Genomic DNA, 17,334 nt, shown 5'->3' on the forward strand with positions numbered 1-17,334 from the left:
CCAATTCTTCGAGGGAGCTCGTCAGTGGGGGCCAGGATCATCGCCATCGCGTTACCGATGCTGCTGGCACCCGTCGCGGCTGCAGCGCCGGACGACAGCGTGCGCATCTACCGGTGCGTGAGCAGCAATGGCGCGGTGACTCTGGCCGATACCCCGTGCGGACAGGGCCGTGAAGAGATCCGTGAGATGCAGCGGCCGCGCGATCCACCGACACGCGCGGTGAGCACGCAGGTACCCGTGCCCGCCGAGCCGCCCACGCCCGCCCCGGCACGTGAGGTGCGCTACGTGCACGTGCAGCCGCCCCAACCCATGTACGCGTGCACCGCCGCCGATGGCACGCGCTACGTGAGCGACAGCAACGAGGGCAACCCGCGCTGGGAACCGCTGTGGGTCAATGCCTGGCTCGCGCCGCCGGTGTGGCGCGGGGGCGGCACCGGCCCACGGCTCGGTCATGGCGGCGGGCCGCGCCCACCGCGACCGCCGGCCGGCAGCGGGCATGGCCCCCGTCCGCCGCTGGCGGGCATCGGCGTGCCGGGTGGCAGCGTGCTGGTGCGCGATACCTGCAGTCCGCTGCCGCAGCAGGAAGTGTGTTCGCGCCTGCAGGACCGCCGCTGGGAACTGGACCGCCGCTACAACAGTGCGCTGCAGAGCGAGCGCGAGGCGATCATCCGCGAGCAGCGCGGCATCGACGCGCGCCTGCAGCAGGACTGCGGTTCGCGCTGAACGCAGGCGTGCCTACAATATCGCCATGAAGATCCTGGCCTTGCTGCTGCTCGCCGCTGTCGCCGCTCCTGCCGTCGCGCAGAGCGATGTGGAGTTTCGTTGCACCGATGACCGGGGCCAGGTCAGCGTGCAGGACCGGCCCTGTCCTTCGGGAATGGCACAGGTCATCCAGCGCCGGGGCGCGGCCGCAGTGCCGACCGTGGTGACCTCGGTGGCCGACGAAGCTGTCCCGCAGGTGCTGGACAGTGCACGCCCGCCAGCGGCGGGTTTCAACGCTGATGACCCGCAGCTGCTGGACAGCAATGCGCTGCGCCAGCAACACGGCCCGGGCGATGCGCAGGCGGCGGACGCCCCGGCCATGCCGCCGGTGTTCCGCTGCGTGGCCGCCAACGGCAGCCAGTACCTGCATGCCTACGAGCCGGCGCCACCGACCTGCGCGCTGCTGACCGTCACCGGGCTCGGCGGTGCCACGCCGGTGAATGCGGCCAGCTGTGAGATCGTGCGCGACAGCTGTGAGGAGATCGCCGAGGCGCAGCGCTGTGGCGCCTGGCAGCAGCTGCTGCGCACCGCGCGCGGGCGTGAGCGCTTCGCCGGCGCGGAAACCCAGGCGGCTGCGCGCGCCGGGCGCGAGCAGCTGCAGGCCGTGCTGGAGGCTGGACGATGCCCGGTGCCGAATTGAGCGACGTCGGCCTGGGCGTGGCTCGCGGCCTGCCCGGCGAACATGGGACGCGGTGATACCTAGAAGCCGTTGCGCAGGAAACCGCCATCCACGGCGATGCATTCGCCGGTGACATAGCTGGACGCCGGCAGGCACAGGAAGGCGACGGCCGAGGCCACTTCCTGTGGTTCGCCGATGCGCCGCATCGGCGTGCGCTCGATGACCTGCTCGTAGTACTCCGGGTCGGACAACGGGCCGGAAGTCCGCCGGGTACGGATGTACCACGGTGCCACGGCGTTGACCCGGATGCCGTCCTCAGCCCATTCGGCGGCCAGGTTGCGGGTCATCTGGTGCATGCCTGCCTTGGTCATGCCGTAGACCACGCCGCTGCGCACATGGGTCAGGCCGGACACGCTGCCGACGTTGACGATGGCCGACGCGGCATGCTGCGACAACAGCGGATACGCGTAGCGGGAAAGCTCGAACGCCGAGAACAGGTTGGTCTCGAAAATACCCCGCCACTGGTCCTCGGTGTAATCCACCGCAGGGCGGCTGACGTTGCCGCCGGCGTTGTTGACCAGCAGGTGCAGCCCTTCGCCGTGGTCTTCGACCCAGTCGAGAATCTGTCGGCGGTCCTCGTCGTCGCTCACATCGGCAGCGAGCGCTTTCACCTGCTGCTGCGGGTAGGTATCGAGCAGCTCATCGCGCGCGCTTTCCAGCGCATTGATGTCGCGACCGACGATCATCAGGTCGGCGCCCAGTGATGCCAGCTCGTGGGCAATGGCCAGGCCGATGCCGGCGCTGGCACCGGTGATCAAGGCGGTCTGTCCGTCCAACCGCCAACGCTGCAGGCTCATGGGTCCTCCGGGCACGCGCGGCCCTGTCATTCCAATCACCAAGGATACGCGTTCACGCCGTGCGACAGGACGGTGGCAGACTGCAGGTCCGGTCCACTCCATGGAGATTGCCCATGCGTGCCCTGTTGCTCACTGCCTCGATCCTGCTGCTTGCCGCGTGCCAACGCCCGGCCGAACCGCCGACCGAGCATCCGCCCGCCCCACAGGCAGCGGAAACACCGTAGAGCGGGGCTCTGCCCCGCTGCACGCAGGCGCTGCCCCGCTCCCGATCAGACCGTCAAAGCCCGCAGAAGCAATACACCAGGCTCTTTACCGGGGCGCCGTTGCCCTGGTCGCGGGCAGCGTTTTCGACAAAGCGCAGCTGGGTATCCACTTCAGGCATGGTCCGCGCCAGCATCAGGCGCGCCATGCCCGATTCGCCCAGCATCCACGCACCGGCATGGCTGCCGGCAAAACCGCTGACGAACTGTGCGAACGGCGTGGTCGGCTTTTCGATGTAGCGGACGCGGTAGGCATCCTGCTTGCCGAGCTTGGCGCGGTCGGCGGCATCGGCCACGGCGTCCTTGAGGCCACCGAAGGCGTCAACCAGACCGCGCTCCTTGGCCTGGGCTCCGCTCCACACGCGGCCCTGCGCCACTTCGTCTACGGCTTCGATCGACTTGTTGCGTGCTTCGGCCACGCGGCCGGTGAAGTCAGCGTAGCCCTTGTTGATGACCGCCTGGATCACCTGACCCACGGCCGGGTCCATCGGCTTGGTGATGTCGAAGGCGCCGGCAAACCGCGTGGTGCCCACGCCGTCGGTATGCACGCCGATCTTGTCCAGGCTGCGGGCTACGTTGGGAACCATGCCGAAGATGCCGATCGAGCCAGTGATGGTCGAGGGATCGGCGTAGATGCGGTCGGCATTCATGCTGATCCAGTAACCACCGGAGGCCGCCAGGTCACCCATGGAGACCACGACCGGCTTGCCGGCGGCCTGCAGGGCCACCACTTCGCGGCGGATCTGCTCGGAGGCGAATACTTCACCGCCCGGCGAGTCCACGCGCAGCACCACGGCTTTGACCTTGTCGTCGTCGCGCGCTTCGCGCAGCAGGGCCGAGGTCGACTCGCCGCCGATGCGACCGGCCGGCAGGTCGCCGCCGCTGATCTCGCCCGATGCCACCACCACCGCCACCTGCGGACGGGCGTCCACCGGGTTGCGGCGCGCGTCGATGTGGGCCAGGTAGTCGCTCATGCCAATGTTGCGGAAGCCGCCATCGGCATCGTCATCGGCCACGCCACGCTCGGTCATGAGCGTGTCGAATTCCTCGCGCGTCTTCAGCGCGGTGACCAGCTTCTGCTGCAGCGCGAACTTGGCCATGTCGCCGCCCGCAGCAGCGATGCCTTCGGGCAGGGTGTCGATGCCGGCCGCGAGCTGCGCCGCGTCGAGGCTGCGCGCCTTGGCCACGTCGTCGAGGTAGCGCTGCCAGACATCGTTCATCCAGAACAGGTCCGCTTCCTTGGCCTGCGGCGAGGCAGCGTCCAGCACGTACGGCTCGGCGGCCGACTTGTACTGGCCCACCTTGAACAGGTGCACGTCCACGCCAAGCTTGTCCTGCAGACCGGTGCGGAAGTACTGGCGGTAGCGGCCCAGGCCCTCCAGCAGCACCGAGCCCATCGGGTCCAGATAGATCTCATCGGCCTGCGCCGCAAGCAGGTACTGTGACTGGCTCATGCTCTGGCTGAAGGCCACCACCTGCTTGCCCTGCGCGCGCAGGTCCTGCAGCGCGGCAGCCACTTCGCGCAGCGAGGCGAAGCCCGACGGCTGCAGCTTGTCCAGCTCCAGCACCACGCGCTCGACTTTCTTGTCATCGCGCGCTGCTTCGATCACGCGGATGAAATCACGCAGCTGCACTTCCGTGCTGCCGGTGTCGCCCATCGCCTTGGACAGCGCGCGGCTGACCGGGTCGGCGCTGAACTGTTCCACCAGCCGCCCTTCCGGCGCCAGCACCAGGGTGGTGCGGTCCTGCAGCGTCTTGCTGCCGCCCGCGCTCATGCCGGCCACGGCCACCAGACCGGCCAGCAACAGGAACAGCAGCCCGAAGAACAGCAGATTGAGAATCAGCCGCCGGGTGAAGTTCATCACGTCCCACAGGCCGATGAAGAAGGCAGCCACCGCATTGCGACGCGGTAGCGGCGGCGGCAAGGGGGGCACGGTTTGGTTCATGGACTGCTCCGGTTGGCGGCGTTGCTGTGGAGTTGCCTGGTCAGCATAGCCGCTGCGGTGTGCAGCGGCATCAGACACAAGTCAGGGGGTGTCGCGCGCCGCCAGCAGCTGCTGGGCGGCACTGTGCGAACTGCGGTGCAGGCGCCAGCCCATCAGGATGGCGGCAGCGGTGAGGCCGACGATCAGGCCGATCCACATGCCCTGCGGGCCCATGCCCATGCCCAGACCCAGCCCCGCGCCCAGCGGCATGCCCAGCCCCCAGTACGCGAACATGGCGATGAACATCGGTACGCGCGTGTCCTTCAGTCCACGCAGCGAGCCGGCCGACACCACCTGGATGCCATCGGGGAACTGGAATGCTGCGGCATACAGCAGCAGGATCGAGGCCAGCCCGGCGACCACCGCATCGTTGGTGTACACCCCGACGATGGCATCGTGGCCGAACAGCAGCACCAGCGCCGACATCGCCTGGGTGGCCAGGATGATCGCGTAGCCCGCCCAGACGGCGCGGCGGATGCCCAGGCTGTCACGTCGGCCTACGGCGTGGCCCACGCGCACCGTGGTGGCCTCGGCCACACCCATCGGAATCATGAAGCACAGCTGGGCGACGTTGATGGCGATCTGGTGCGCGGCCGCTTCATTGGCGCCGAGGCGGCCGATCAGCAGCGCGGTGACGATGAACAGCCCGCCCTCCATCAGCACGGTGATGCCGATCGGCAGACCGGTGCGCAGCAGGTCCCAGACCGCAGGCCAGCGCGGGCCATCGAAGCGCTCGAACAGATTCAGGTGGGCAAAGCGCCGGGTCTTCCACAGGTAGCCGGCAAAGCACAGCGTCTGCAACCACATCATGGTGGCCGAAGCGATGCCCAGCCCTTCGGCGCCCAGTTCGGGCATGCCGAAGCGCCCGTAAGCCAGCGCGTAGCCCAGCGGCGCCAGCACGAACAGGCCACCGAAGCCGATCAGCATCGTCGGCAGCGTCCAGTGCATGCCTTCGCTGAGGTAGCGCATGCAGAAGTACATCGTCAGCGCTGGCGCGCCCCAGCGTACGGCATGCAGGAAGCCGGTGGCGCCGGGCACGATTTCCGGCGCGATGCCGAACGCAGGCAGGCCGGCGGGCACCAGGCTGAGGAAGGTGAACATGATCAAGCCAAGGCCCAGTGCCAGCCAGAGTGCCTGGCGGAACAGGGGGCCGATCTCGCGCTCGCGGCCGGCGCCGTGCAGCTGCGAGACCGAGGCGGTAAGCGAGATCAGGGTGCCGATCGGGATCAGCAGCGGCATCCACAGCAGCGCGGTGCCGATGGTGACGGCAGCCAGCGTCTGGGTGCTGTGGTGGCCAGCGATGACGTTGTCGATGAAGGAGATCAGGCCGGTGGAGACATGCCCGAGCACGAGCGGCAGGGCAAGCAGACCGGTGGCGCCCACTTCCTTGCTGAAGGCGGGCGTGGAGGGTGCAGTAGACATGATGAAACGCAGAACGCGAACTTCGGTTGCGCGCGGAGGGCACAGGCACCGGGTTGCGGTGCGCCATCTTACCGGAGCACCGCGGCCATGGTCATGCTTCGCCGATACGGCGGCCAGCCCGGGTTTACTCGCCGACCTGCTGCTTCAGCCAGGCATCGCGCTGTGCCGCTGGCACGGCCAGAAACGCAGTGCGTACCGCGTCGCGCTGGGTGGGCGGTGTGCGCTGGGCGACCAGGGCCAACTGCGCCACCTGGGTCCGGCTGAGCTGCCGCAGCAGAGCCAAGGTGGGCTCACGCTGCTCGACAGGAAGGAATCCGAACAGCCCCTGCAGGCGGCTGTAGTACTCGCCCAGCAGTGGCCCAAGACGCCAGCCATCGCGGAACGACTGGTCCTGCGCAGCGAACTGCTCACGCAGGCTCTGCTGTTGTGCTGGCGGCAATGCAGCGAAACGGGCGGCAGCCTGGCGTACGCGGTCGCGCTCGGCTTCGCTCAGCGCGCGCCACGCGGCATGGTCGGCACGACGCTGGCGCCGCTGCGCCTCGCTGAGCTGGCTCCACGCCGGCGCGGCCGCCGGCGCTGGTGCACCCACCGTGGCCGGCTTGGCGGCCGGCAGCGGAATGACGTTGCGGTCGGGACTGGCCTGGGCGGTCACGGCCACGGACAGGCCGAGTATCAGCAGCAGAGGCTTATTCATCGGCGGCGGAGGTTTCCAGTGCGGCGGTGGCAGGTTCGGGACGGCTGGGCTTGGGCTGCGACTCGTCCACCGGCAGGGGCCCGCCGGCGGCAAACCATGCGTGCAGATCGGCGTCGGCCACCTGCGGGAAATCGGGGTCGGCCAGCATGGCTGCGTCGTCGGCGGCCATCGGATCGACCCCGGCCGGCGCAACGTCCGGCGCGTCCTGCGACAACGGTTCGACGGCGATCTCCATCGACTCGCTGCTGCCGCCAGCGGCGCCGGGGGCGCGTCCCTGCCAGTGGCGCCAACCGAGCGCGGCCACCAGCAGCACCGCCACCGTGGCCAGCAGGATCACCGGGCCGCGCCAGCGTCGCGGACCGGGCCGCCGACGCCTGCCCCTGCTGGCCGGGGCGGGCTCGCGTTCCGGCGTACGCCAGGAGCCGGGGGCACTTTCCTGGATCTGGGGCGCTACCGGCTGCTGCAGTTCCTTCAGGCGCTGGGCCGGCAGCTCGCGGATGCGTTGCTGGACCTGCTCGGCCAGGTGGCGCCAGCCCTGGGCGTCGGGCATCCCCGCCGCATCACGCGGACAGGCAACTGCCAACGCGTGCTGGTAGTCCTCGGCGCTGGCGTCGAGGATGCGTGCGGCGGCGTCCTCGTCCAGCCCGGCGCCGATGCGCAGCAGCAGGGCCAACCGTACTGGCGGGGTGAGCGTGCCCAGGTGCTGCAGCGCACCTGCCCACTGCCCGTCAGGGGTCTCGCGCAGCGCCTGGCGCGCGGCGAGCAGCGCCCAGAAGCGCGGCGGCCACTGTGCCATCGGCAGGTCGCTGGCAACGGCGGCGAAGGCGCGCATCACGGCCACCAGTGCCTGTTCGGCACGCGCCGGGTTGCCGGTCTGCAGCTCGGCCACGACCAGGGCGCGTCGCTCGACGCCTCGCAGGAACGCCGACAATGCACCGGCCGCGGTTGAAGAACTTGGGGCGGACGCAGCCGTCATCGGGTACTCCTGGAATTCACGCCAGATGATAACGGCTGTCACCAAGGCGCGCGGAAGACTTGCGCTTGAACGCACTTCGTGCTGCAGGTTGTGCACAGCACCACGCAGCACCGCCTGGCGCGCTCTGCCGGAACCAGCGCGCGCCGCTTTTCAGCGCGCCGTCATCCGTATCCTGTTGATTTACATACACTTTACTGGATGGTCATTTTTTAGCCATGAAAAGGTAGACCATGACGCAATCGGCCATCCGGCATTCCAGCACGCGCTAACACACAGACTTATCCACAAAAATTGTGGATAACCCTGAATATTCAAGCCCCACGGATATTTAGCTCGGGTTCAAGCGGATCACGACCCGTCATCGCATCGGTGAACAGGCGGACGAAGCTGTCATGGTGCCCGGTACACTGGCCCCATGGCTCCCCCTGTTCAGACGCTGCGCGTGGCCCTGCCGGTTCCCCTGCCGCAGGTATTCGACTATCTCCCCCCTGCCACCGGCCTGCGACCGGTCGAGGCCGTGGGCTCCCGGGTGCAGGTGCCGTTCGGCCCACGCGAGCTGGTTGGCGTGGTGGTCGACACCGGGCATGCGGACACTGCTGACGGCCTGCGCCAGGCACTGGCCTGGCTGGACAGCGCCCCCCTGCTGAAGGGCGAGCTCTGGAGCAACCTGCAGTGGCTGGCGCGCTACACCCATGCGCCGCTCGGCGAAGTGCTCTCCACCGCCCTGCCCGGCCCGTTGCGCAAGGGTGAGCCGCTGCCGGACACCCATCACTGGGGCTGGCAGCTGACAGAGGCCGGCCACAGCCAGCGCGACAGCCTGCGCGCCGGCAGCCGCCCGCGCCGGCTGGCCGAGCTGTTGGGGCAGGCGGTGGTGGACGAAACCGTGATTGCCGCGCGCATGGACGAATGGCGCAGCGCGGCGCGCAGCCTGGAAAAGCGCGGGCTGGTGGAACGGGTGGCGCTGAACGTGGCGCCGCAGCAGGCCCAGCCCCTGCCCGGCCCGATGCTCAACCCCGAGCAGGCGGCGGCCGTTGCGGCCATCACCGCGCGCAGCGGCTTCCAGCCCTTCCTGCTCGATGGCGTGACCGGCAGCGGCAAGACCGAGGTGTACCTGCAGGCGATCATCGCCTGCCTGGCCCAGGGCCGTCAGGCGCTGGTGCTGGTGCCGGAAATCGGGCTGACGCCGCAGACGCTTGCACGCTTCCGCGGTCGGCTGGGCATCCCGGTGCACGCGCTGCACTCGGGGCTTAACGACAACGAGCGCGCACGCGTGTGGGCCGCCGCCGCGCGCGGCGAAGCGCGGGTGATCGTCGGCACCCGCTCGGCGGTGTTCACGCCGCTGCCTGAAGCGGGGCTGCTGATCGTCGATGAGGAACACGACACCAGCTACAAACAGCAGGATGGCATCCGCTACCACGCACGCGACTTCGCCCTGGTGCGAGCCAAGGCACTGGGCATTGCGGTGCTGCTGGGCAGTGCCACCCCCTCGCTGGAGACGCTGCACAATGCCCACGCAGGCCGCTACACCCACCTGCGTCTGACGCAGCGCGCCGGCGAGGCGCGACCGCCACGCGTGCGCATTCTCGACGTGCGCAAGCGCCCGCTGCGCGACGGACTCTCGCCTGAAGTGCTCGACGGCATCGGCCAGCACATCGCCGCCGGCCAGCAGGTACTGGTGTTCAAGAACCGGCGCGGCTATGCGCCGGTGCTGCTGTGCCACGACTGTGGCTGGACCGCGCCCTGCCAGCGCTGTGATGCACCAATGACCGTGCACGGCGGCGGGCGTCGTCTGCAGTGCCATCACTGCGGCGCACGCCAGCCGGCGCCGCTGGCCTGTCCGGCCTGCGGCAGCCTGGCGCTGCAGCCGCAGGGCATCGGCACCGAACGGCTGGAAGAGCATCTGGTCCAGGCGTTCCCGCAGGTGCCGGTGGTGCGCATCGACCGCGGGACCACCGCGCGGCGCGATGCATTGGAACAGCAGCTGGCCCGGCTCGGCGAACAGCCTGGCATCCTGGTCGGCACGCAGATTCTCGCCAAGGGGCACGACCTGCCCAAACTGACCCTGGTGGTGGTGGTCGGCATCGACGAAGGCCTGTTCTCGGCCGACTTCCGCGCAGGCGAGAAACTGGCCCAGCAGCTGATCCAGGTTGCCGGTCGCGCCGGCCGCGCCCGTGACCCCGGCGAGGTCTGGCTGCAGACCCATCACCCCGGCCACCCACTGCTGGAAACGCTGGTCAGCGGTGGCTACCACCCCTTCGCGCAGGTCGAGCTCAACCAGCGGCAGGCTGCCGGCTTTCCGCCGTTCGCGCATCTGGCGCTGCTGCGGGCCGAGGCCCAGCAGGTCGAGCAGGCCAATGCCTTTCTGCTTGCGGCGCGCCGGCTGGTCGGTCAGCCGGAGCAGCTGGACGTGTTTGGCCCGATGCCGGCACCGATGCCGCGCCGTGCCGGCTACCAGCGCACCCAGCTGCTGCTGTCGAGCGCGCAGCGCCCTGCCCTGCATGGTGTGCTCGGCCAGCTGGTGCCGCAGCTGTACGCGCTGCCGGAGGCTCGTCGCGTACGCTGGTCGCTGGACGTGGACCCGGTCGATCTGTACTGAACCCGGGAGCGGGTGGAAGGTGCCGGGCAGAGCCCGGCACTACGGAGCCCGGTAGGTGACGACCGTTGGTCGTCACGCACCTGGTACGGCGCCCGCTTCAGCTCATCGGCGTCATCACACCGCGCTGGTAGGCCGGCCGCTCGCGCAGGCGTGCATACCAGGCCGCCAGGTGTGGCAGGTCCGGGCGCTGGATCGGCATTTCGAACCACGCGTAGACCAGCGAACCGAGCGGGATATCGCCCATCGCGAAGTGCTCGCCGGACAGCCACGGCTGCTGGGCCAACGCGGCATCGGCCATCTTCAGCAGATCACCGGCCTTGACCAGCGCCGCGTTGATCCGCACTTCGTCGCGGTCAGCCGGTGCCGTGCGCATCACACCCCAGATCAGCTCGCTGTACAGCGGCGCCATCCGCGAGGTGCTCCAGTCCATCCACTTCTCGCCCTGCACGCGCGCCACCGGATCTTCCAGATACAGTGTGCCCAGCGCATAGCGCGCCGAGAGGTAGCGCACGATCGCATTGGACTCCCACACCGTAAGCCCATGGTCCTCGATGACAGGGACCAACCCGTTGGGGTTCATCGCCTGGTATTCCGGCGACTGGGTGCCGCCAAAACTGCCACCGACTTCAATGGATTCATAAGGCAGGCCGATCTCCTCGGCGCACCACATGACCTTGCGCACGTTGCTCGAATTGCGCCGGCCCCAGATCTTCAACATGGCTCTTCCATCACCCGAAAAGCGCCGGCGACCGGCGCGGTGCCGCTACCATACGCCCATCGGCTCACGCCGGCTTGCCGCCCTTCTTCGGCAGCGGCCGCACATAGGTTGATTTGCCGTCCTTCTTCAGCTCGAACAGCCCGATGGCGGCCAACAGGTCGCTCAGCTTGCCGTAGCCATAGTTACGCGAATCAAACGAGGCCTGGTTGCCGATCTGGCTGCCCACCGGCCCCAGGTGCGACCAGCCATCGTCCGCTTCGGCCGAGGCCACCGCACGGCGCAGCATCTTCACCAGCCGGGTGTCGCTGCGCATTTCCGGCCCACTCTTGCGCGGACGCGCCTCGTCGCCGCCGTTGCCCTGCACGACAGGCTCCTGGTTCGCATCGGCCTCGGGCTCGGGCACGACCGCATGGTTCTGCCCAAGGGCTTCAAGGTAGGTGAACTTCGAACAGGCGTTCACAAACGCCTCCGGCGTTTTCTTTTCGCCAAATCCATACACCTTGACGCCATCGGTCAGCAGGCGCATCACCAGCGGGGTGAAATCAGCATCGCTGGAGACAATCGCAAAGCCATCGAGGTTGCGCGCGTAAAGCATGTCCATCGCATCGATGACCATCGCCATGTCCGAGGCGTTCTTGCCCCGGCTGTAGGCGAACTGCTGGATCGGACGGATCGCATATTCGTGCAGTACCGCTTCCCAGCCTTTGAGCCGTGGGCTTTTCCAGTTGCCGTAGGCGCGGCGGACGTTGGCCACGCCGTAACGAGCGACCTCGGCCAGCACTTCATCGATCTTCGAGGCCGGCGCGTTGTCAGCGTCGATCAACAAGGCAATACGTTTTTCCGGTTCGCTCATGACCACTCCACAGATGACGGAAAGCTGGCTGGCCCCATCGTCCCACACGTCATCGGTGCATGCGACATGCGATCATCGGCGGCGCCCCCACCACCCTGCAGGAGCGTGCCGATGAGCCGCGACAGCATCCCCCACCTGGTCATCGTCGGCGGCGGTTTTGCCGGTCTCTGGGCCACCCGCGCCCTGGCCGGCGAACGCATCCGCATCACCCTGGTCGACCGCCGCAACCACCACCTGTTCCAACCGCTGCTCTACCAGGTGGCTACGGCGGGCCTCTCGGCACCGGACATCGCCGCACCACTGCGGCACATCCTCGGCCACCAGCGCAATGTGGAAGTGCGCCTGGGCGAGGTGGTCTCCATCGACAAGCACGCCCGGCAGATTCAGCTGGCTGATGGCAGTGCGGTGCCCTATGACACGCTGATGCTGGCCAGCGGCGCCACCCATGCCTACTTCGGGCACGACGAATGGGCAGCGGACGCGCCGGGCCTGAAAACACTGGATGATGGCATCGCGCTGCGCCGCAAACTGCTGCTGGCCTTCGAGCGCGCCGAGGCCGAACCAGACCCGGAAAAGAAAGCGGCGTGGCTGAGTTTTGCCATTGTCGGCGGCGGCCCTACCGGTGTCGAGCTGGCCGGCACCCTGGCGGAGATTGCCAGGCACACGCTGCGCAACGAGTTCCGCCATATCGACCCGGCCTCGGCCAAGGTGCGTCTGGTGGAAGCCGGCCCGCGGGTGCTCTCCAGCTTCCCCGAGGTGCTGTCGCTGAAAGCCCGCCGTCAGCTGGAGAAGCTCGGCGTTGAAGTACTGACCGGCACGCCGGTCAGCCACATCGACGACAAGGGCTTCCAGCTGGGCGACACCTTCGTGCCGGCGCGCACGGTGGTGTGGGCCGCCGGCGTGGCCGCTTCGCCGCTGGGCCGTGCACTTGAGGTGCCGCTGGACCGCGCCGGGCGCGTGCTGGTGGAGCCTGACCTGACCATTCCCGGACACCCGGAGGTTTTCGTCGCCGGCGACCTGGCCGCACTTCAGCAGGCCGACGGACGCCCGGTACCGGGCGTTGCACCGGCGGCCAAGCAGATGGGCAGGCATGTGGCTGACACCGTCCGGGCGCGCCTGCATGTCAAAGCCGAGCCGGGCGCATTCACGTACGCCGACTACGGCAACCTGGCCACCATCGGCCGCATGGCCGCCATCGTGCACCTGGGCAAGCTGCAGCTGTCGGGTGTGCTGGCCTGGTGGTTCTGGCTGGCTGCCCACGTGTTTTTCCTGATCGGCTTCCGCAACCGCATCGTGGTGCTGCTGAACTGGGCCGTCGCGTACTGGAGCTACCAGCGCAGCGCGCGGATCATCTTCGGCAACGACCGCGACGACCGCCGACCGTATACCTCCGGACCCGGATGATGGTCATCCCCCCGTCGCGTGGAGCCGACCCCATGGTCGGCTGCTCTCCGGATAGATAGCGATAACCCGCCGCGCTGCGCGCGGTGAGCCGACCGTCGGGTCGGCTCTACCCGTGACAGATCACCGGCAACCCCGCCGCGCTGCGCGCTCGCCGGGCAGCGCCCGGCGTTACGGTACCGGCCTCTGCAGCCACGCCAGCTTTCGCGCACGGGGCTGGCGCTTGAGCTCCCATTCGGCGCGCGACGCGCTGGCACGGTCGGGATACTGCCGCCACGCCAGCACGCGCAACGGCGGCCGTGCCCGGGTGTAACGTGCCCCCTTGCCGGCCACGTGGGCGGCAAAGCGCGCCTGCACATCGGTGCTGATGCCCGCGTAATAGCTGCCGTCCTGGCATTCAAGCAGGTAAAGAAACCAGGGAGCGGGTGAACGGGCCATCGGCGCATTATCCCTTTGTTGCACTGCAGCGGTTACACTGCGGGCCGAATGCAGGAGAGAGGCGCCACGCGGGCGCCCGCCGAAGGCGCAGGCTCCCATGATCGCTCAGGCCGGTGGGGTGGAACCCCATCAACCATGCATTCGACACGCCGAGCTGGAGAGAGGTCACCGGGCACGCCCGCGATGATCCGCCGAAGGGGCACGCGGCCACGCCGCTGAACTCTCAGGCAAAAGGACAGCGGGAGCGGCACCGGTCCATCCCTGCTTCTCCGCTGCGCAGGCCGCGGGGTGCATGGCATGGCCGGCCTCACCGCATCCGGAGCCTGCCCATGTTGTTGTCCATCATCTACCTCATTGCCATTTCCGCCGAAGCCATGACCGGCGCGCTTGCTGCCGGCCGCCGCCGCATGGACCTGTTCGGCGTGGTGATGATTGCCTGTGTCACCGCGCTCGGCGGCGGCTCGCTGCGCGACATCCTGCTCGGCCACTATCCGCTGGGCTGGGTGCAGCATCCGGAGTATCTCGGCTTCACCGTATGCGCAGCGCTCATCGCCACCTGGGTCGCGCGCTGGATGCACCACTTCCGCCGCACGTTTCTTGTGCTTGATGGGCTGGGGCTGATCGCCTTCACCCTGATCGGCTGCAGCATCGCCCGTGACGCAGGCCACGCGATGCCCATCGTGCTCATCGCCGGCATGCTCACCGGGGCGTTCGGCGGCGTGCTGCGCGACATCCTCTGCAACGAGGTACCGCTGATTTTCCAGAAAGAACTCTACGCCATCATCTCGCTGCTCACCGGCGCGGCCTACCTGCTGCTGCTGCACTGGGGCGTGACCGATGCCACCGCCATCCTGTGCTGCCTGGGCGGCGGCTTCGCGCTGCGCCTGCTGGCCATCCATTACCGCTGGGAAATGCCCAAGTTCGTCTACCACGACGAAGTGCACTGAGGGCGACACGCGCTTCCGACGGGGGACTCTGTGCAGAGCGACCCATGGTGGTGGTGGCAGTGACGTTGTTTCGCAGTTCCGAAGAACTTCAGAGTGCCGGCGCGATCACCCGGTGGGACCGAACATCTCTTCGCACCAGAAATGCATCGCGTTTCGCGGAGCCAAGGGAAGCAGGCGGCATTTGTTCCGCTGAGCCTGTGCAGACCAACCCTCTATAGCACGGCTATCAACTCCATGACCTGCTCGTCGTCAAGTTCCTCCTCGCACACTGAAATGCAAATCACCCTCCCCGGGCCATGGATACGACTTCTGGAACAGCGGTGCCATCACGATGAGGAGCGCTGGTGATCGACCTCACTTCGAGCGTTTCGAACCACTCCGGCAGTGAGCGCTTAAGTATGTCTCCCAGACATGAGCGCAGCAGAGCACAATTGTTGACGCAGCAACGAGCCAAAATGCGAAGTCCACCACGATAGGAAGCTTGATCGAGAAAAGCATATCCAACCCAACCGGCACCCCCATCCCTGCCATTGCAGTCAAGAACACCAAGACGTACCTTCTCAGCTTCGCGTCTTCATACGGATTTTTCCTCACTGCGAGCACCAATACCTCGTTTCGCACATTTGTAGGCCGCCTGATACCTGGGCGCCGATGCCTGCCGATGCGCCTGCGCCAGGACCTGACGCGTCGATTTCCGGGCTGCCCTTCCTCCCACCCCCTACCATGGTCTCCATGAGATTTCTCGGCCAAAGTAATCTCGTTTGGCAGCCCTGCATATTCTTTGTCAACAGCCGCGCCGTCAGACGTTTGAGCCGAACATCTCTTCGTACCAGAACGCGTCACTTTCGAGAAGCCAAGGGAACTGTCTGGTATTCAAGACTCTGAGATTATGCAGACCGACGTTGTAACGCGAGAATACGGCTATCAACTCCATGACTTGCTCGTAGTCCAATTCCTCCTCACACACTGAGATGTAAATCACCCTCCCCTCACCCTGGATACCAGTAACTGCAGGCAACGACTGCAACCTCTCAAAAAATGATGCCTCGTCTCTCTGCGTATAAAACTTCACACGTGGTGCTGGAATTTCACAGGTCATCTTTTAGCGCGCTCGGTTCCGTTGTTGCGCGAGCCGTTGGCACGCCAACGTTCCCCCACCTGTTCGGCTGCAGCACTTCCGGCTGCCAGCAGCAGTGCGGCGAGAGCGCACTGCGTGCGCAGTGCGCTTGCATGCTTTCCTTTCCCCATCGCGGCGCGTCCAGAAGCCTGAAAGGCTCCATGTCACGCGCCGTTTGCCGCGGCGGCAACCGGCGGCGCACCGGAGTGTGCGCTGCATTCGGACTGCGGATAAAATGGGCTCGGCGGCGACACGCCCGAGCGCTGCGACAGGGGCTTGATGCGCCACGGCTGGAGTACGTCCAACCGGAACGCGGTGCGAACCGCAAAGTGGCTGAACTGCTCATTCTTCCACCCCGGCGATGTACCTGGCGCTGGCGTGTTCGCACAGCGCCAGGCGCATCGCCGGTGTAGATGCGGTGACCTCCAACTCCGGTCACCGCCGATCGCGGCTGCGCCCCCGCAGGCTGCAAGCCGCCATCCACACCTCTGCCGCGCTCAGGCGGCCTTGTCTGCTTCCACCACCACGCACTGGGCGGTGCGACGCGTGCGCACCGCGTCGGCCAGACGCTGCAGCACCTGCTCGGTGCTGGCCCAGTCGATGCAGCCGTCGGTGATGCTCTGGCCGTGCACCAGCGGCTGGCCCGCCACCAGTTCCTGGCGCCCACCGACCAGATTGCTTTCGATCATCACACCGACGATGCGCTGCTGCCCGTCTTCCAGCTGGCGGGCGATGTCATCGATCACCTTGGGCTGGTTGTCCGGGTTCTTCAGGCTGTTGGCGTGGCTGGCATCGACCATCAGGCGGGTTGGCAGGCCGGCCTTTGCCAGCACCTGGCAGGCGTCGGCCACGCTGTCGGCATCGTAGTTCGGCTGTTTGCCACCGCGCAGAATGACATGGCAGTCCGGGTTGCCGGCGGTGGAGACGATGGCCGTGCCGCCCTGCTTGGTGACCGACAGGAAGTGATGCGGGTTGGACGCCGCACCCACCGCATCGGCAGCGATCTTGATGTTGCCGTCGGTACCGTTCTTGAACCCGACCGGGCACGACAGGCCGGAGGCCAGCTCGCGGTGCACCTGGCTCTCGGTGGTGCGGGCACCAATTGCACCCCACGCCACCAGGTCGGCGATGTACTGCGGGGAAATGACGTCGAGGAACTCGACACCTGCCGGCAGCCCGAGCTTGTTGATGTCACGCAACAGGCCGCGCGCCACGCGCAGGCCCTTGTTGATGTTAAAGCTGCCGTCCAGGTCGGGGTCGTTGATCAGTCCCTTCCAGCCCACGGTGGTGCGCGGCTTTTCGAAGTAGACGCGCATGACGATCTCCAGCTCCCCGGCCAGCGCTTCGCGCAGCGGCCTGAGCTTCTGCGCGTACTCCATCGCCGCTACCGGGTCGTGGATCGAGCAGGGACCCACCACCACGGCCAGCCGATCGTCCTGACCATGCAGGATGGCATGCAGTGCAGCGCGCGAGGCAGCCACGGTATCCGATGCCTGCTCGTCACAGGGCAGCATGGCCAGCAACTGTGCAGGCGGGGTCAGGGGTTGGATGTTGCGGATGCGAAGGTCGTCGGTGTGCGGGGCCATGGGGGTTCTCCGTTTGTGGGGGTGCCCCAGCGTGGCGACATGAAAAAAGCCGCCAGGTTCGCTGGCGGCTTTCGGGAATGCGTCTGAAACTTTCTTCAGGGTG

The 17,334-nt window shown here is 67.4% G+C and carries 14 protein-coding genes and 1 riboswitch; of the genes, 5 read left to right on the plus strand and 9 right to left on the minus strand.

Features of this window, described 5'->3' with window-relative positions; genetic code table 11:
- Window positions 1–57: 57 nt before the first annotated feature.
- Both RZA67_RS14235 and RZA67_RS14240 read left to right on the plus strand, forming a co-directional pair.
- Window positions 58–723 (plus strand): DUF4124 domain-containing protein, encoded by a 666-nt coding sequence (locus RZA67_RS14235; protein ID WP_317214026.1) that lies wholly within the window; start codon window positions 58–60, stop codon window positions 721–723.
- Window positions 724–748: 25 nt separating this feature from the next.
- Window positions 749–1,402 (plus strand): DUF4124 domain-containing protein, encoded by a 654-nt coding sequence (locus RZA67_RS14240; protein ID WP_317213381.1) that lies wholly within the window; start codon window positions 749–751, stop codon window positions 1,400–1,402.
- 59 nt (window positions 1,403–1,461) lie between these two features.
- Here the strand turns inward: RZA67_RS14240 and RZA67_RS14245 are convergent, their stop codons facing one another.
- The 5 genes from RZA67_RS14245 to RZA67_RS14265 all read right to left on the minus strand — a co-directional run bounded on the left by RZA67_RS14245 (window position 1,462) and on the right by RZA67_RS14265 (window position 7,575).
- Window positions 1,462–2,238: an SDR family oxidoreductase gene (locus tag RZA67_RS14245; protein ID WP_317213382.1), complete on the minus strand. Its 777-nt coding sequence runs from the start codon at window positions 2,236–2,238 to the stop codon at window positions 1,462–1,464.
- 277 nt (window positions 2,239–2,515) lie between these two features.
- Complete coding sequence (sppA, locus tag RZA67_RS14250) at window positions 2,516–4,444, minus strand: signal peptide peptidase SppA (protein ID WP_317213383.1); 1,929 nt, start codon at window positions 4,442–4,444, stop codon at window positions 2,516–2,518.
- 81 nt (window positions 4,445–4,525) lie between these two features.
- The gene (locus RZA67_RS14255; protein ID WP_317213384.1) at window positions 4,526–5,905 is read right to left on the minus strand and encodes an MATE family efflux transporter; all 1,380 of its coding nucleotides are present in this window, start codon (window positions 5,903–5,905) and stop codon (window positions 4,526–4,528) included.
- Between the two features lie 124 nt (window positions 5,906–6,029).
- A complete protein-coding gene (locus RZA67_RS14260) occupies window positions 6,030–6,599 on the minus strand; it encodes a DUF3106 domain-containing protein (RefSeq protein WP_317213385.1) in 570 nt (189 codons plus the stop codon).
- Entirely contained in the window at window positions 6,592–7,575 is a 984-nt protein-coding gene (locus RZA67_RS14265; protein ID WP_317213386.1) for a hypothetical protein, read from the minus strand. The genes RZA67_RS14260 and RZA67_RS14265 overlap by 8 nt, the downstream gene beginning before the upstream one ends.
- Before the next feature lie 415 nt (window positions 7,576–7,990).
- On the opposite strand from RZA67_RS14265, the gene RZA67_RS14270 reads away from it, so the two are divergent.
- Entirely contained in the window at window positions 7,991–10,171 is a 2,181-nt protein-coding gene (locus RZA67_RS14270; protein ID WP_317213387.1) for a primosomal protein N', read from the plus strand.
- Window positions 10,172–10,268: 97 nt separating this feature from the next.
- On the opposite strand, the gene RZA67_RS14275 is transcribed toward RZA67_RS14270, so the two are convergent.
- Complete coding sequence (locus RZA67_RS14275; protein WP_317213388.1) at window positions 10,269–10,889, minus strand: glutathione S-transferase family protein; 621 nt, start codon at window positions 10,887–10,889, stop codon at window positions 10,269–10,271.
- A 64-nt stretch (window positions 10,890–10,953) separates the two neighbouring features.
- Entirely contained in the window at window positions 10,954–11,742 is a 789-nt protein-coding gene (locus RZA67_RS14280) for an NYN domain-containing protein (protein ID WP_317213389.1), read from the minus strand.
- A 111-nt stretch (window positions 11,743–11,853) separates the two neighbouring features.
- Here RZA67_RS14280 and RZA67_RS14285 point away from each other — a divergent pair, with 111 nt between their 5' ends.
- On the plus strand, window positions 11,854–13,146 hold the full coding sequence (locus RZA67_RS14285; RefSeq protein WP_317213390.1) for an NAD(P)/FAD-dependent oxidoreductase: 1,293 nt from the start codon (window positions 11,854–11,856) through the stop codon (window positions 13,144–13,146).
- A gap of 168 nt (window positions 13,147–13,314) precedes the next feature.
- On the opposite strand, the gene RZA67_RS14290 is transcribed toward RZA67_RS14285, so the two are convergent.
- Window positions 13,315–13,581 carry a GIY-YIG nuclease family protein gene (locus tag RZA67_RS14290; RefSeq protein ID WP_317213391.1) on the minus strand — a complete coding sequence of 89 codons (267 nt, stop codon included), beginning with the start codon at window positions 13,579–13,581 and terminating at the stop codon, window positions 13,315–13,317.
- A gap of 144 nt (window positions 13,582–13,725) precedes the next feature.
- Window positions 13,726–13,828, plus strand: a riboswitch (glycine riboswitch).
- A gap of 82 nt (window positions 13,829–13,910) precedes the next feature.
- Here RZA67_RS14290 and RZA67_RS14295 point away from each other — a divergent pair.
- Window positions 13,911–14,528 (plus strand): trimeric intracellular cation channel family protein, encoded by a 618-nt coding sequence (locus RZA67_RS14295; protein ID WP_317213392.1) that lies wholly within the window; start codon window positions 13,911–13,913, stop codon window positions 14,526–14,528.
- A gap of 1,614 nt (window positions 14,529–16,142) precedes the next feature.
- On the opposite strand, the gene RZA67_RS14300 is transcribed toward RZA67_RS14295, so the two are convergent.
- A complete protein-coding gene (locus RZA67_RS14300; protein WP_317213393.1) occupies window positions 16,143–17,231 on the minus strand; it encodes a 3-deoxy-7-phosphoheptulonate synthase in 1,089 nt (362 codons plus the stop codon).
- Window positions 17,232–17,334: the final 103 nt, after the last annotated feature.

It is taken from the genome of Stenotrophomonas sp. C3(2023), assembly GCF_032911385.1.
In the GTDB taxonomy this organism is placed as follows: domain Bacteria; phylum Pseudomonadota; class Gammaproteobacteria; order Xanthomonadales; family Xanthomonadaceae; genus Stenotrophomonas.

Coding starts and splice junctions, on each gene's coding strand:
- RZA67_RS14280 (WP_317213389.1), bottom strand. CDS start 11,742: ATGAGCGAACCGGAAAAACGTATTGCCTTGTTGATCGACGCTGACAAC.
- RZA67_RS14260 (WP_317213385.1), bottom strand. CDS start 6,599: ATGAATAAGCCTCTGCTGCTGATACTCGGCCTGTCCGTGGCCGTGACC.
- sppA (WP_317213383.1), bottom strand. CDS start 4,444: ATGAACCAAACCGTGCCCCCCTTGCCGCCGCCGCTACCGCGTCGCAAT.
- RZA67_RS14275 (WP_317213388.1), bottom strand. CDS start 10,889: ATGTTGAAGATCTGGGGCCGGCGCAATTCGAGCAACGTGCGCAAGGTC.
- RZA67_RS14270 (WP_317213387.1), top strand. CDS start 7,991: ATGGCTCCCCCTGTTCAGACGCTGCGCGTGGCCCTGCCGGTTCCCCTG.
- RZA67_RS14245 (WP_317213382.1), bottom strand. CDS start 2,238: ATGAGCCTGCAGCGTTGGCGGTTGGACGGACAGACCGCCTTGATCACC.
- RZA67_RS14295 (WP_317213392.1), top strand. CDS start 13,911: ATGTTGTTGTCCATCATCTACCTCATTGCCATTTCCGCCGAAGCCATG.
- RZA67_RS14255 (WP_317213384.1), bottom strand. CDS start 5,905: ATGTCTACTGCACCCTCCACGCCCGCCTTCAGCAAGGAAGTGGGCGCC.
- RZA67_RS14240 (WP_317213381.1), top strand. CDS start 749: ATGAAGATCCTGGCCTTGCTGCTGCTCGCCGCTGTCGCCGCTCCTGCC.
- RZA67_RS14285 (WP_317213390.1), top strand. CDS start 11,854: ATGAGCCGCGACAGCATCCCCCACCTGGTCATCGTCGGCGGCGGTTTT.
- RZA67_RS14235 (WP_317214026.1), top strand. CDS start 58: ATGCTGCTGGCACCCGTCGCGGCTGCAGCGCCGGACGACAGCGTGCGC.
- RZA67_RS14265 (WP_317213386.1), bottom strand. CDS start 7,575: ATGACGGCTGCGTCCGCCCCAAGTTCTTCAACCGCGGCCGGTGCATTG.
- RZA67_RS14300 (WP_317213393.1), bottom strand. CDS start 17,231: ATGGCCCCGCACACCGACGACCTTCGCATCCGCAACATCCAACCCCTG.
- RZA67_RS14290 (WP_317213391.1), bottom strand. CDS start 13,581: ATGGCCCGTTCACCCGCTCCCTGGTTTCTTTACCTGCTTGAATGCCAG.